The following is a 14,267-nucleotide window of genomic DNA, read 5'->3' on the forward strand; positions in this document are numbered from 1 at the left end:
ATTTTTTACGTCGGACGCCAGCGCAAGGCCAGCGCCGCGGGCCGGCGCACCAGTTGCTCGACCTCGAAGCGCCACAGGCGCTCGGCGCCCGGGAAGGCGGCGATCTGCGGATCGTCGAGCACGACTTCAGTGCGCCCGCTGAGCTGCAGCAGGTCGCCACGGCTGAAGTCGATGAACAGCAGGCCGGCGCGGGGGTTGAGCAGCAGGTTGCCCAGGGTGTTGAAGTGCAGGTTGCCGGCGAAATCCGGAATGCTCAGGCGGTTGCCCTCGACCCGCACGAAACCGGCCGGGCCGCCGCGGTGGGACACATCGACCCAGAGCCGTCCCTCGAGCTCCACGTAACTGGCGACGAAAAACGTATCGGCGCCCCGGATCATCGCCCTCGCCGCTTCATCCAGCGCGTTCAGGCGCTGCACCGGCCGGTGCGCGGCCAGCGGCACCGACTCGAACTGACGCAACTGAATGTAGCGCGGGCAATTGCCGAAGGACTGCTCGACCCCCAGGGCAAAACCGCTGTCGTCCAGCTCGACGATCCGCCCGTTGAGGCGGTTGCGCCGCCGGGTGTGCAGCTCGATGCCCAGCAGGCCGATGGCCGCGCCCGGCGCCAGTTGGGCGGGGTCTTCGGCGGCTGGCAGGCTGTCGAGCCTTAGCCGCCCGGGGGTTGGCGATTGGGCGAAACCGACAGCCCCTTCGAGCACGCTGGCCCAGGGGTTGCCCTGGTTATCCACAGCCCCGAGCAGCATGAACGGCAGCTGTTGATAAAACAGCCGGTGCTGGTCGGGCATCTCGCTGCGGATCACCTTGCGCCCGACGACGTCCATGCGCTCGGCAACGCCAGCCTGGGCTTGCAGGCGGGTTTCGCCTGCATGCCAGGGGGATTCGATGTTCATGATGGGGCTCCCCTGCGTCGATGACGCAGCAGTCAGCGGGCCCGGAGAGTGCCGGGCCGCCAGGTTCAGGCGCTTTGCAGACCCACCGCGGTGCGCGGCATGCCGACGAAGCCAGGCAAGGCTTCGATGCGCGCCAGCCAGGCGCGGACCTGTGGATAATCCGCCAGCGACACATTGCCCTCGGGGGCGTGGGCGATGTAGCTGTAGCCGGCGATATCGGCGATGGTCGGTTCGCTGCCCGCCAGGTAAGGGCTGGCTGTCAGTTCCTGCTCGACCACCTTGAGCAACGCATGGGAGCGGGTAATGGCCTCCTCGGCGTTGCGCTGGGCGCCGAATACGGTGATCAGCCGCGCCACCGCCGGGCCGAACGCAATCGGCCCCGCCGCCACCGACAACCAGCGCTGGACCCGTGCCGCGCCAACCGGATCGCTCGGCAGCCAACGGCCCTGGCCATATTTGCGCGCCAGGTACACCAGGATCGCGTTGGAGTCGGCCAGCACCACGCCCTGGTCGTCGATCACCGGCACCTGGCCAAAGGCGTTCAGCGCCAGGAAGTCCGCCTGCTTGTGCTCGCCTTTCGCCAGGTCGACGAAGACCAGCTCGAAAGGCAGCCCCAGCAGCGACAACATCAGTTCGACGCGATGGGCATGACCGGAACGGGGGAAGTTGTAGAGCTTGATGGCGTGCATGGCAGACTCCGCTGGGCAGGGGTGCGGCTCACAAGAGCGGCACTGACGGACGCCATCTTCCCTCTCGGGTCAAAACAACAGAATCACCAGAAAACACAATCCATCATTTCAGTCAGCGCAATGATCCGCGCTACGACTGCAACGCCGGATGTTCGCGCAGCGCCTGCACTGCGAAGTCGACGAAGCTGCGCACCCGCGCCGGGGCCTTGCGCCCGCCCTGATACACCACATGGATCGGCAGCGGCGCCAGTTCGAACTCCGCCAGGATAATCTCCAGCTCGCCGGCCGCCACCTTGCCCGCGACCTGGTACGACAGCACCCGGGTCAGGCCAAGCCCCAGGCACGCGGCACTGATCGCCGCCTGGTTGGCGGTGACCACCAGCCGCGGCTCCGGACGAATATTCAAGGGTGTTCCGTTAGCGTCGAACAGCCAGCTTCTGGACTGGCCGATGGACGACGGCGCAATCACCGGCGCCTGGCGCAGTTCCTGGGGATGCCGCGGCCGCCCATGCCGCGCCAGAAAAGCCGGGGAAGCACAGATGACCCGCCGCACCTCGCCGACGCGCATCGCGTGCTGGCCGCTGTCGGGCAACTCACCGATGCGCACCGCGACGTCCATGCCTTCCTCGACCATGCTCACCACCCGATCGACCAGCAGGGCATTGATGCTGACCTCGGGAAAGCGTTCCAGGTAATCCACCATCAGCGGGGTCACGAACAGCTCGCCGAACAGCACCGGAGCGGTGATCGTCAGTTGTCCGCGCGGGAGGGCATGGATGCCGGCGGCCGAGGCCTCGGCGTCCTGCAACTCGGCGAGGATGCGCCGGCTGTCTTCCAGGTAACGCTGGCCGGCTTCCGTCAGCAGCACATTGCGCGTGGTGCGGGTCAGCAGTTGGGTGCCGATACGCTGCTCCAGCGCCGCCACCGCGCGGGTCACGCTGGGCGCGGACAGCCCCAGGCGCCGGGCCGCGGCAGCGAAGCCCTGCTCCTGGGCGACGCTGATGAACACCTGCATTTCCTGGAATCGGTCCATGACGGTCCTCGCAGTACGGCGCCCTGCCCCGGCACCGTCCCGCATGGACCGCCCGGGCTCAGGCAGGGACCTGGAGTCGCTGCCACAAGGCCTCATCGTTGAAGTCCCGGATGATACTCCGCGCACCCGCCTCGCGAAGCTGAGTTTCCTCCAGCCCCGAGAGCATGCCAAAGGTGTGGATGCCCGCCGCTGCCGCGGAACGCACGCCGGCCAGCGAGTCCTCGAAGGCCAGCGCCTGATCGGCGCTCGCATCCAGCAAGCGCAAGGCCGTCAGGTAAGGCAGCGGGTCGGGCTTGCCGCGCGCCAGCTCACCGCCGATCACCAGCGCATCGAAGCGCTCGGCAATCCCCAGGCCCTGGAGCATGGCTTCGGCGTTTTCCCTAGGCGCGTTGGTCACCACCGCCATGGGGATACCGGCCGCCTGGGCATAATCCAGGGTACGCAGCACGCCAGGAACCGGAATGGTCTCGCGCAGCTGGGCGCGGAACATGGCCTCCTTCTGCGCCGCCAGCTCCGGGTACTGCGCCGCAGGGGCATGGGGAAACAGGCCGGAGAAAATCATGTCGTCGGGAAAGCCCATCACGTGGGCCTTGTAGTAATCCAGGCTCATGGATTTTCCCCAGCGCGACAGCAACTGGTTGTAGGCGTTGAGGTGCAGGTCATCGGTGTCGATGAGGGTGCCGTCGAGATCGAACAACAGGGCAGAAAGCTTCAAGGGCGTGCTCCGGAAAAATGCAGACCGCGGGCGATCGGCAGCATGAGAAAGGGGTAGACGATCAACAGGCTGAAAGCCGCTTCGACACCGATCCGCGAGGACAGCAGGCCCAGCAGGAAAGGCGCCAGCAACAGCGCCACACCCACCGCCTGCGAGGCCTGGGCGCTGATGGCCGAGCTGGCCTGGGGCGCGATGCGCATCGCCGAACCGAGGATCAGCGGGAAGAAATTGCCCAGGCAGGCGCCCAGGACAAAGATGAACAAGGCCGTCGGCAGCCGGGTCTGGCTGAAGTACAGCAGCACCAGGGTGGCGATGGCCCCGAGCATCACGCCGACCAGCAGCGGCAACGGGCTGATGCGGATCAACGCATAACGGCTGGCCAGGCGCCCGCACACCGTGCCGGCAAAATACAGGCTCATCAGCGTGGCCGCGGCCGAGGCGCTGACCTGGACATGCACGGCCAGGTATTCCGCGCCCCAGAAACCGACGCCCCATTCCGCGGAAATACCCAGCAGTACCAAGGCCCACAGGCTCAGTTGCACCCGCCGGTTCATCGGCGGTTGCCCGCCCTCGCCGGCTTGATCGGTGGCGACGAGTGTCGCCGGGGCGTTCCAGGTACTCAGCGAGAGCAAGGTCACCAGCAGCGCGACGGCGGCGATGCTGCTTGGCACCAGGCGCCAGGACAGGCCCAGGCTGGTCATGCCACCCACCAGCAGGGCGCCGCCAAGCACGCACAACCCGGCGACGATGTGCGCCTCTACCAGCCTCGGCGCGGCCTGTTCGCGATAACGCTCGCCCAGGGCCGCCTGCCCCACCGCCAGTACAAATCCGCCCGACAGGCCCATCGCCCCGGCGGCGAGCAAGCTCAGCGACCAGTGTCCGGCAAGGGCGAACAGGCTGCTGGCAATAACCACCGAAAGGCAGGCAATGGTGCTCATGCTCGTCGAGCGCAGCCGTCGTTCCAGCCAGCGATAGGGCCAGCCGACCAGCGCCAGGCCGGCGGCATAGGCGGCGAAATGCAGGCCGGCCCAACCGAGGTCGAGGGCCAGGGTGTCGCGCAGGAACGGCATGATCGGCCCGAGCAACCCTTGCTGGGCGCCGAACAGCCCGAACAGCAGGTAAAGAAACCACGGGCGTGCCTCGCGGACCTGCTCCTGGCGGCTGAGCGCTTGACTGGAATCTCGCGCGGCTTCAGCCATGAGCCGTCTCCCGGCTAAACAGCGCCTGCCAATGCCGACAGCGCGCCGCCTTGTCGCGACTGGCCTGCAAGGCCGCCAGCGGTTGCAGCACGCCGACCGGGTGAGCCTGGCCCGGCACGACCTTGCCATAACGCTGGCTGATCTGCGCCGCGGCCGGGGTGAGCATCCATTGCAACGCCTGCTGCGCATAGGCGGCGTTGGGCGAGCCGGCCCGGCAGGCGAACACCTCGTCCTCATAACAGCGTGCATCTTCGGGCACGCACCAGCGCAGTTGCGGGTGCTGTTCGGCAGCGCGGGTGGCCGCGGTCGACACCGTCACCCCCAGCCAGGCCTGCCCCTGCACGACGGCCTCGATCGGCGCCGTGGAGGAGCCGCTGATCGCAGGGCCATGCCCGGCCACCTGGGCCAGCAGCGCCCAGGCGGGTTCGCCGTAATGTTCGAGCAACGCGCTGAGGTGCAGGTAACCGGCACCGGAGCGCGCGGGATCGGGCAAGGCGATGCGCCCGGCCCATTCGGGGCCTGTCAGGTCCTGCCAGCGGGTCGGCACCGACAGGCCCTCGCGGGCCAGGACCTTGGGGTCATAACAGAAGGCCGGGACAAAACCCGATGCCGCGAACCAGCGGCGATCCGTGGCCACCGCGGCGTCCGGCAGGCCGGCGAATTCGATGTCCGTCAGCGGCATCAGTTGCCAGGCCAGGGCCGGGTCGAGCAAGGCGGTGGCCGCCGTGCCCAGCAACAGGTCCCAGGCCCCGGCGCTGCCACTGTGCAGGCGCTCGATCAGCTCCGAGGTGGAACAACGGGTCAGGCGCACCGGCATGCCGATGTGCTGGCTGATGCCGGCGATGAATTCGGCCAGCTCGGCGTTTTCCATCGAGCTGATGGCGTTGAGTTCAGTCATCGGCGGCGACCTCCAGCAGCCGATGCAGCTTGGCGTACTGCAGCAGCATGATGGTCTTGCCGTCGCAGATCTCGCCGCTGTCGATCATCGCCAGGGCCCGGTCGATCGGCAGCTCCAGCACTTCGATCTCTTCGCCCTCGTGTTCCAGGCCGCCACCCTCGCTTTGCTTGTCCTCATCGAAATATTCGCCGACGAAAAAGTGCAGGCGCTCGGTGACCGACCCCGGGCTCATGAAGGCTTCGAACACCTTGCGCACCTCACGGATGCGATAGCCGGTTTCCTCCTCCGTCTCCTTGTGGATGCAGGTCCGTGCATCGTCCTTGTCCAGCAGTCCGGCGCAGGTTTCGATCAGCATGCCGTCGTGTTCGTTGACGAAGGCCGGGAAGCGAAACTGCCGGGTCAGCACCACCGTCTGCTTGGCCCTGCTGTACAACAGGATGGTGGCGCCATTGCCGCGGTCGTAGGTTTCCCGGTCCAGGGTGCGCCAGACCCCGTCGCGGCCCTGGAAGTCGTAGGTGGTCTTGCGCAGCACGTACCAATTGTCCGAAAGCACTTCGACCTGATGGATCCGCACCCGGTCCTTGGTGGAGATGGCCTGGTTCATCGCTTCATTCCTTGCTCGCAGAGAGATGAGTGGCATGGGGCGCAACGCTCAACAGACGCTCGACCATGCGCGGGTCCCGGTGCTCGGGCGCGGTCATCACCGCGGTGTCCAGGGCGCGGTCGCAACCGCAGGGGCAGGCACCGGCATGCTGGCCCAGGCGCGTCACGGCTTCGGTCACCAGGCGCCGGGTCAGGTTGAAGGTGTCCGCCATGCGTTGCGCCACCAGGGTGGCGTTCACCGGCTCGTGGGATTCGTGCCAGCAGTCGAAATCGGTCGGAATGGCAATCATCGCGTAGCAAAGCTCGGCCTCGCGGGCCAGCTTGGCTTCGGGCATCGCGGTCATGCCGATCACCGTGCCGCCCCACTGGCGGTACAGGTGGGACTCGGCGCGGGTGGAGAACTGCGGGCCTTCCATGACCACGTAGGTGCCGCCGTTGCGCGCCTGGATATCAGTGGCCTCGGCACTCTCGGCGAGCACGCCACGCATACGCGCGCAGACCGGCTCGCCAAAGGGCACATGGCCGACCAGCCCGGGGCCGAAAAAGGTTTTTTCCCGCTGGATGGTGCGGTCGATGTACTGGTCGATCAGCACAAAGCTGCCGGGAGGCGCGTCGTGGGTCAGGCTGCCCACCGCGCTGACCGACAGCAATTGCGTGCAACCGACGCTGCGCAGCGCGGCGATGTTGGCCCGGGCATTGATCGAGGCCGGCGGAATCACATGCCCCACGCCATGCCGTTGCACAAAGGCCACGGGCACGCCATTGAGCGTGCCCAGGGTGAGCGGCGACGACGGCGTGCCGAAGGCCGTCGTGCATTCCACTTGCTGAATGTCCTGCAGGCCAGGCAGCTGTTGCAGGCCGCTGCCGCCGATGATGCCGATACGTTGAACGTGCTGGGTTGGAGTGGAATGGGTCACAGGCTACCTCTCGACTTCAGGGGGGACGGTTCGTGTTCGGTGCACACCAGGCGCTCATAGAGTTCGGACAGGGCCGTGGGCGCATTGCCGCGAGGCAACAGCAGCCCTTCGCTGGCGTTGCTGCTGTAGCGCGGTTCGTGGATTTTCAGGTGCCGGTCGATCGCCGGCAGGTAGTTCCAGCGCACGCCGGGGTACAGGGAATGCGCCAGGTGATAGGCGTCGGACGTCGGGGCGATGAATACCCGCACCAGCCAGCCGGAAACCCCGAAGTAATCGGTGGGCCGGCCCGCCAGGTATTCCAGCTCGCGGCGATTGCGCGCGGTGCCCTCGATGAACCAGCGGTGCTCGGTCAGCAGCGAGATCCAGGCAAACACCGGATAGGACGTCAGCAACGGCAGCAACCAGCCGAACAACACGCCTTTCCAGCCGCCGAAGGCATACAGCAACGCCGCCACCACCGCCACACTCAGGCAGCGCGCCAGGGTGGTCAGGCGGGAGTGGTTGAGCAGGCTGCTGCGCACCAGGGTGGTGAGATTGACCCAGGCCCCGCGGGGGGTCAGCGGGTACAGCAACAGCGCATAGAAACCGCTGGGCGACAGGCCCGCCACATAGCCGCCGGCATGCACCCGGGCGCGGTTGGGATCGAGTTGCGGATGGTTGGGGTGGCGATGGTGTTCCAGGGTGTGGGTCTGGTGCCGGCTGCGCATGTCGCGCTTGAACATCGGGAACTGGTAGAACACGTTGCTCAGCCACCACTGCCAGGCATGGTGGCGACACAGGGCAAAGTGCACCGCGTTGTGTCCGAACTCCTGCAACGCGCGCATGCGCCCGCCGCTCCACAGCAGCACGGCCAGCCAGGCCAGCGGCGACGAGTAGATCGACGCCGCCTGCACCGCGGCGACTATATCCAGCCACGTCCAGACAAAGGGCAGCGGCGCGAACCAGGTATCCAGCGGGCGGTAGTACTGCTCCCGCCGTCCCTCCAGGCGCGGTATCAGCTTGAGCAGGCGCAGCACCCGCTGCGCATCCCGGTAATAGAACGCCACCAGCGCGCGCAACAGCAGCGAAGCAGCGATCAGGCCCAACAGGACAATGTGCTCGGTGTCCATGATCAGGCTCCCTCGTGAACGACGGCGCACCGCTCGTCACTGGCGTAATGGCCCAGCAGTTCGCCCAACCCACCGAAGACCGGGGCGTCGGCCTGCCGCAGGCGGTTGAGGTCCTGATGGCCGGTGCTGACCAGCAGCGGCTGCCAGCCGACGGCCCGCGCCACGTCGTAGTCGTGCAGGGTGTCGCCGATGAACAGGGTGCGCCCGGCCGGTGTGCCGAGCTTCTCCTGCAGCATCAGGGCCTCGGCGGTCTTGCTGGTGGCCTGGTTGTGGCTCAGCCCCACGACATGCTCGAAATGCCCGAGCAGGCCCTTGGCTTCCAGGGTCTTGCGCAGCACGTCGCAATGCGAGGCGGACACGATGGAGACGCCGATCCCGGCATTGCGCGCCGCCTCCAGCACCTCGAATACCCCATCGTGCAGCGGGCACTGCGCGACATTCGTATCGAAATGCTCCAGGTAGTGCTCGACGATTCGCGCGAAGGGCGTGCGCTGCAGGTCGAACCCCAGGGAGGCGTAGAAGTCGGCAATCGGAAAGTCGAACAGCGCACGGTAGCGCACGGCATCGATGGGCGGCACCGCATAGCGCTCGCCACAGCGATTGACCGCGCTGACCGCCAGGGCGATGTCGTCGATCAGGGTGCCGTTCCAGTCGAAGACCAGGTGTTCGATCCCCGAGAAGTGCAGTCGATCATCGATCATGGTCGGGTTTTCTCCGCAAGAAGGGCGTTGAGGGCGATACGCGAGGCGATCGCCGGTGTGTAGAGTTTGCTCGGCTCCATCACCAGGTTGGTCACGCCAATCTGGGTTTCCAGGGCCCGCCGATTGTTCGCCGAGACCTGGCCCAGGCCGGCGCCGTACCAATGATGGAAACGCGTGCGCCAACTGCGCTGGCCCACGGTTTCGGGGAAGCGGAAGTCTTCGGTGGTGGCCATGCTCCAGGCGCCATCGACCACTTCGCACAGGCGGCCCTGCAACTGGCGAAAGCCCTGGGCGCCCTGCAATACCTGGTCGATGTGGCGGTCGATGCAATCGGCCTCCAGCGCGCCGATGGTCATGCCCTGGCTGTACAGCGGGTTCATGCTGCTCAAGGCATCGCCGACCACCAGCAGCCCGGCCGGCCAGTGCTCGACCCGATCGAAGTGCGTGCGGCGACTGCCGGGCATCTTGAAGGTGTAGACCGGCGACAGCGGCTCGGCGTCGCGGATCACCTCATGGATATCCGGCACCGGAAGCGCCGCCAGCGCCTGCAGGAACTCCTGCGGATCGTTGCCGGGAAAGTGACCGAACCAGCCACCGGTGGTGACCATCCAGCGGTCGCCTTCGATCGGGCTGATCACCCCCATGGAACGCTGCAGCGGCGCCTTGGGCAGCACCAGCAGGACCTGCCACTGCTCGGCATAGGCCGGAAGACGCCGGTAGATGCGCGACGCATAACCCAGCTCGGTCTTGACCACGCTGGTCTCGACCTCGCCGAAACCGGCCTCTTTCAGCCACGTCGGCAAGCGCGTGCCACGCCCGCTGGCGTCGACCAGCAGGTCGCAGCGCAGCGTCCGCTCGCCGTGGCCGTCGTCGACGGTCACCGCCTCGACCCTCCGGGAAGGATCGACCCCGGTGAACTCGATCTGCGTGACCCGGGTGCTCGACAGCACCTCGACGTTCAGCACGCCGAGCAAGGCCCGGCGCAGCTGGTTGTCGATCAGGCGCCGGCTGCAGTAATGGGCATAAATGCCACTGCGGTAGCGGTTTTTCCAACGCCCGCCCTGGTACCACTTCACGTCGTGACCCAGGTCGGCCACTTGCGCGCCGCCCTGCTCCAGGGCGCTCAGGGTGCCGGGGAAGATGCCTTCGATAATCTGCTTGCCGCGCAGCAGCAACAGGTGGACGTGATGCTCCTGGGGCAGGCTCTGGCGCGGGCCGGTCTCGTCGAAGAAATCGCTCTTCTCGATCACCGTGACCCGCTGGAAACGCCGGGCCAGGACCGCGGCCGTCAGGCAGCCCGTCACGCTGCCGCCGATGACCACGGCATGGCGAACGCCCGTGGCGGTATCAGGCTGGGGAGTAGTCATTGAGCACCTTTGCAATGTAAGCCAGGTCGTCGCCCGCCAGGCCCGGGTGCAGCGGCACCGTGGTCAGCGAACGCAGCAACCGGGCGGCGTTGGGGCAATCGCGGCGGTACTGCGCCAGCAGCGGCAACTGGTACAGCGGCTGGTTGTCGTACTTGCCGATGTCCGAAGGGATGCCGTGACGCTGCTGGTAGTGCACCAGCTCACGCCCGTCGTGCCCCACCGCCTGCAACAGCAAGGCATAGGCGTTGGCCTCTCCACCGGGGGTCAGCGGCAGTTCGCGGATCGCCGGGTTGTCCAGTTGCTCCAGCAGCTGCCGGCGGTTGGCCTGGCGCTGGTGCAAGCGGCTTTCCAGCTGCCGCGAACGCGCCAACCCGAGGGCGGCCTGCAGGCCGCCAAGCTTGAGGTTGATGCCCAGGGTTTCGCCGGTGAGGTTGCCGAAGCGGGTGTAGGCGCGGATACGGCTGGCACGCTCGTCGTCATCGGTCATGACAAAACCGCCCTCGCCGGTGGACATGAACTTGCAGTCGTGGGTGCTGAAGCAGCTGATGTCGCCATGCTGCGCCAGCCAACTGCCGTTCAGGCGCGTCAGGTGCGCATGGGCCAGGTCCTGGATCAGCGGGATGCCGGCCTGGCGCGTGGTGGCCCAGGTGGTGTGCGAGGCAATCGGATAGCCCCACATCGGCACCTCGATCACCGCACAGGTCCGCGGGCCGATGCAGCGTTGCAGGTCATCCGGGTCGAGCCCGAAGTTGTCCGGCGCCACATCGCAGAACACCGGGACCAGGCCCAGGGACAGGATCGGCAGGACGGTGCAGATCGGGCACGTGGGCGCGACTATCACTTCGTCCCCTGGCTGGAACCGCACGCCGGCCAGCGCCGCGGTGACCGAAGCGGCCCCCGACGACACGGCGATCACATGACGCACGCCGTACAACACGGCAAGCGCGGTCTCGTAGTCCTCGACGATCTGCGAGGTACCGGTCAGCCCTGTCGCCAGGGCGCGTTGCAGCTCGGGCACATCGTCGGCGGTATCGTGGCCACACTTGTCCGCGATGACCCGGGCCTGTTGAGCAAGGGCCTGGTTCATGGCGCCACCTTCCGGCCGACCATGTCCCACACCTCGGCATCGGCGAACACCCGGTCCACCATGCGCCGGAAGTTGGGGAACATCTTCAGCTCGGCGGTTTCCTGGCGGCTGAAGAAGCGCGCGTTTTCCACCTCGCGCTCCGGCGGGCAAGCCCGCAGGTCGGTGGCGGTGAGGTAGATCAGGTCCAGGTGGTAATGCGGCCCGCGCTTGTCATCGATGTATTCGCAGAGGATCCGGTAAGGCTGGTGCAACACAGTGACATCGGTCTCGGCATCGGCCAGTTCCAGGTCACGCTCGCCCAGCAGGGCGGCGTGAATCCCGGTTTCTTCGTAGATCTCGCGCAGCACCGCCACATCAGGGGTTTCCCCCTGCTCGATATGGCCGCCCGGATACAGCCAGACCCCCAGCTTGCGGTGGTGCAGCAGGAGCATCTTGCGGTCGGGGTTCAACACGAACGCCGAGGCCGTGAAATGCCGGTCCAGGGTCGAACGATCAAGAACGTCCGTCATCATGCGGCCCCGTACTGGTTGATCCGTTCGGCCATGTAGTCCAGTTCGGCGCGGGTGATGTCCGGATGGACCGGGATGGTGGTCATGCTGGCCAGCAGCGCCTCGGCGTTGGGGCAGTCGTTGCGGTACTGGGCCAACGCCGGGAACTCGTAGAGCGCCTTGCAGCCGTAGCGCTTGATGTCCGACGGGATGCCCGCCTCGTCCAGATAATCGATGAAGGCCCGGTTGTCGGCGAAATGCAGCTCCAGGTTGAGGAAGTAGTAGTTGGTCCGTCCGCCCTCGATGATGACCTTTTCCCGCACCTTGCTGTGGTCGAGCTGCTGCAGGAAGTAGGTGGCATTGGCGCGGCGCTGCTCGATCTGCGCGGCCAGCGAGTCCAGGCGGTTGGCGCCCAGGGCGGCAGGCAGCGCGGCCAGCTTGTAGTTGAGGCCGAAGTCCTTGCCGTTGAGGTTACCGAAGCGGCTGTAGTCGCGGCAACGCTGGGCCAGTTGGTCGTCGTCGGTGAGGATGAATCCGCCCTCACCTGTGGCCAGCGGCTTGCGTTCGTGGGTGCTGAAGCACGACAGGTCGCCGTAGGCCGACAGCGGCCGGCCATTGAGGGTGCTGCCATGGGAATGCGCCAGGTCGAGAATCAGCTTGATCCCCAGCTCGCGGGTCAGGCCTTGCAGCTCATCGACTTCGGTGGGGTAGCCCCACATCGGAATATCGATGATCGCCCGGGTCCGCGGGGTGATGCGGGCCTTGATCGATTCCGGGTCGGCGCCGAAACCATGACGGCGGGTGTCGACGAAGATCGGGTTGGCGCCCGCGGCGATGATCGGATAGATGGTGCACAGCGGGCAGCTCGGCGTCAGCAGCACGTCATCGCCGGGACCGACGCCGGCGGCGTAGATCGCCACGCTCAGGGCCGCACCACCCGAGGAGACCGCGATCGCATGCCGCGCCTCGAACCAGGCTGCCAGCTTGGCCTCGTATTCGCCCACCACATCGCTGGTGCCGGACAGCGGCCGTTCCAGGGTGTTCTGCAAGGTCAGCAGATCGTCGGCGTACACCGGACGGTATTTGTCGGAAACAGAGATGCGGGCGGCGCTGGAGAGATTAGAGGACATTGGTCTGGGCTCCGAGAAAGGCTGGGGACTTGGCGGCATGGGTGGAATGGAGGGCAAGCACGGGGGCGACATCGGCGCGGGCGCTGTCGGCATGACAGATCTGCTCGATCACCCGGAAGGTCGGCAGCAGGCTCTCGAAGCTGGCCTCGTAAGGCGTACGGTTGCGCACCGCGTCGAAGAACTTCTCCAGTTCGCCGAAATAACCGCTGCGCTCATAACCCGAATCCAGCGGCCCTGGCTGCCACGCGCCGCGCCAGCGCTTGGCGGTGCCGGTTGCCCCGGTGCCATGCACCGGCTCGTGCAGGGTGATGTTCCAGAGGTTGTTGAGCTCGACCATCATCGAATTGGAGCTGACGATCTTCATGTCGAATTCGAAGTACGGGAACATCGTCCCGCTCAGCAGGCTGACCGTCGCGCCGGAGCTGAAACCGAGCTCCAGGCTCACCAGCAGCGAGTCCTCGTGGCGCTGGACCCGGGATTCGATATCGCGCAATTCGCCGCCGCCGAAGGTCACGCCAAGGTCGATGGTGTGAATCGCCTGGGCCAGCAGGAACGAACGCAGCGTGGAATCCAGCCCCCACAGCGGCGCGGTGGGTTTGCTCGCATAGTGGTTGAGCTGGATGTGCACGACCTTGCCGAACTGCTCGGTGCGCGTCATATCGCGCAGCTGGCGCATGGGCTTGGCATATTTGAAGTTCATGCCCACGCCGGTGACGACCTGGGCCTGGCGCGCCGCGCCGATCAGGTATTCGAGCTCGGCGAGGGTGAAGCACGGCGGCTTCTCGACGAAGACATGCACGCCTTTGGCCATTGCCTTGATCGCCAGGTCCCGGTGCGCCTGGGGCGGGCACGCCATGACCACCGCATCCAGCGCAGCGGTATCGAGCATCTCATCGAAGTCGTCGGTGATCGCGACCTCGGAAATGAAACGGTGAATCTGTCCGGCGCGGGTCAGGTCGCTGTCGCACACGGCGACGATGCGAATATCCGGCATTTGCAGAAGCGTGGGCAGCAGGTTTTCTTGCATCTGCGCGCCGAGACCGACGATGCCAACTCTGAGTACAGTCATAACCATCTCCATCCTGGAAAAGTGGGTACTGCGTCATGAAAAGGTTGGACGAACGACTACACGGGATCCGCCTCGGGTCACCTGCGGGGTGAGCCGATCCGGTCCGACATTCGCTTCAATCGAGGCAGGATTGCCTCAGAACAACGGATCACCTTTACAGAGTCCGTTCGGGCTGTTGCCCAGGGTCACCCGGGTGGAACACTCGGATGTTTCTCGCCACACGCCGACACCCGGCTGATGCCGAGGAGTCATAGAAGCGTGATAGACAGAAGGGATAGCGCCGCGAAGGCAATAGGAAGGAGGGGAACCAGGTCGAATCGAACGCCGGTGGCAATGAGCTACCTGGCCGAAAACCTGGATCGAAGAATTGTG

The 14,267-nt window shown here is 66.2% G+C and carries 15 protein-coding genes; all 15 read right to left on the reverse strand.

From position 1 onward, the window contains the following. Window positions 1–5: 5 nt before the first annotated feature. Entirely contained in the window at window positions 6–890 is an 885-nt protein-coding gene (locus CXQ81_RS02000) for a pyridoxamine 5'-phosphate oxidase family protein (RefSeq protein ID WP_101336354.1), read from the reverse strand. Between the two features lie 65 nt (window positions 891–955). Next, a complete protein-coding gene (locus CXQ81_RS02005; protein ID WP_101336355.1) occupies window positions 956–1,579 on the reverse strand; it encodes a glutathione S-transferase family protein in 624 nt (207 codons plus the stop codon). Window positions 1,580–1,709: 130 nt separating this feature from the next. Next, on the reverse strand, window positions 1,710–2,612 hold the full coding sequence (locus tag CXQ81_RS02010; RefSeq protein WP_101336356.1) for a LysR family transcriptional regulator: 903 nt from the start codon (window positions 2,610–2,612) through the stop codon (window positions 1,710–1,712). A 58-nt stretch (window positions 2,613–2,670) separates the two neighbouring features. Beyond that, a complete protein-coding gene (locus tag CXQ81_RS02015; protein ID WP_101336357.1) occupies window positions 2,671–3,327 on the reverse strand; it encodes an HAD family phosphatase in 657 nt (218 codons plus the stop codon). Beyond that, entirely contained in the window at window positions 3,324–4,526 is a 1,203-nt protein-coding gene (locus tag CXQ81_RS02020) for a sugar MFS transporter (protein WP_101336358.1), read from the reverse strand. Before CXQ81_RS02020 ends, CXQ81_RS02015 begins: the two co-directional genes overlap by 4 nt. Further along, window positions 4,519–5,424 carry an ABC transporter substrate-binding protein gene (locus CXQ81_RS02025; RefSeq protein WP_007924547.1) on the reverse strand — a complete coding sequence of 302 codons (906 nt, stop codon included), beginning with the start codon at window positions 5,422–5,424 and terminating at the stop codon, window positions 4,519–4,521. Before CXQ81_RS02025 ends, CXQ81_RS02020 begins: the two co-directional genes overlap by 8 nt. Further along, window positions 5,417–6,028: a GDP-mannose pyrophosphatase NudK gene (gene nudK / locus CXQ81_RS02030; protein ID WP_007924545.1), complete on the reverse strand. Its 612-nt coding sequence runs from the start codon at window positions 6,026–6,028 to the stop codon at window positions 5,417–5,419. The genes CXQ81_RS02025 and nudK overlap by 8 nt, the downstream gene beginning before the upstream one ends. A 4-nt stretch (window positions 6,029–6,032) precedes the next feature. After that, window positions 6,033–6,944 (reverse strand): S-methyl-5'-thioadenosine phosphorylase, encoded by a 912-nt coding sequence (gene mtnP / locus CXQ81_RS02035; RefSeq protein WP_007924543.1) that lies wholly within the window; start codon window positions 6,942–6,944, stop codon window positions 6,033–6,035. Further along, entirely contained in the window at window positions 6,941–8,053 is a 1,113-nt protein-coding gene (locus CXQ81_RS02040) for a fatty acid desaturase (RefSeq protein WP_101336359.1), read from the reverse strand. Before CXQ81_RS02040 ends, mtnP begins: the two co-directional genes overlap by 4 nt. A gap of 2 nt (window positions 8,054–8,055) precedes the next feature. Further along, on the reverse strand, window positions 8,056–8,754 hold the full coding sequence (locus CXQ81_RS02045) for an HAD family hydrolase (protein WP_101336360.1): 699 nt from the start codon (window positions 8,752–8,754) through the stop codon (window positions 8,056–8,058). Then, complete coding sequence (locus tag CXQ81_RS02050) at window positions 8,751–10,121, reverse strand: NAD(P)/FAD-dependent oxidoreductase (RefSeq protein WP_101336361.1); 1,371 nt, start codon at window positions 10,119–10,121, stop codon at window positions 8,751–8,753. Before CXQ81_RS02050 ends, CXQ81_RS02045 begins: the two co-directional genes overlap by 4 nt. After that, window positions 10,102–11,208, reverse strand: a complete 1,107-nt coding sequence (locus tag CXQ81_RS02055; protein WP_007924530.1) for a DegT/DnrJ/EryC1/StrS aminotransferase family protein — start codon at window positions 11,206–11,208, stop codon at window positions 10,102–10,104. Before CXQ81_RS02055 ends, CXQ81_RS02050 begins: the two co-directional genes overlap by 20 nt. Continuing rightward, the gene (locus CXQ81_RS02060; RefSeq protein WP_256593449.1) at window positions 11,205–11,717 is read right to left on the reverse strand and encodes an NUDIX hydrolase; all 513 of its coding nucleotides are present in this window, start codon (window positions 11,715–11,717) and stop codon (window positions 11,205–11,207) included. The genes CXQ81_RS02055 and CXQ81_RS02060 overlap by 4 nt, the downstream gene beginning before the upstream one ends. Next, entirely contained in the window at window positions 11,717–12,826 is a 1,110-nt protein-coding gene (locus CXQ81_RS02065) for a DegT/DnrJ/EryC1/StrS aminotransferase family protein (protein WP_009041455.1), read from the reverse strand. Before CXQ81_RS02065 ends, CXQ81_RS02060 begins: the two co-directional genes overlap by 1 nt. Further along, window positions 12,816–13,895 (reverse strand): Gfo/Idh/MocA family protein, encoded by a 1,080-nt coding sequence (locus CXQ81_RS02070; RefSeq protein WP_007924527.1) that lies wholly within the window; start codon window positions 13,893–13,895, stop codon window positions 12,816–12,818. Before CXQ81_RS02070 ends, CXQ81_RS02065 begins: the two co-directional genes overlap by 11 nt. Window positions 13,896–14,267 lie beyond the last annotated feature (372 nt).

The sequence above is a fragment of the Pseudomonas sp. 09C 129 genome, from assembly GCF_002843625.1.
GTDB lineage: Bacteria > Pseudomonadota > Gammaproteobacteria > Pseudomonadales > Pseudomonadaceae > Aquipseudomonas > Aquipseudomonas chlororaphis.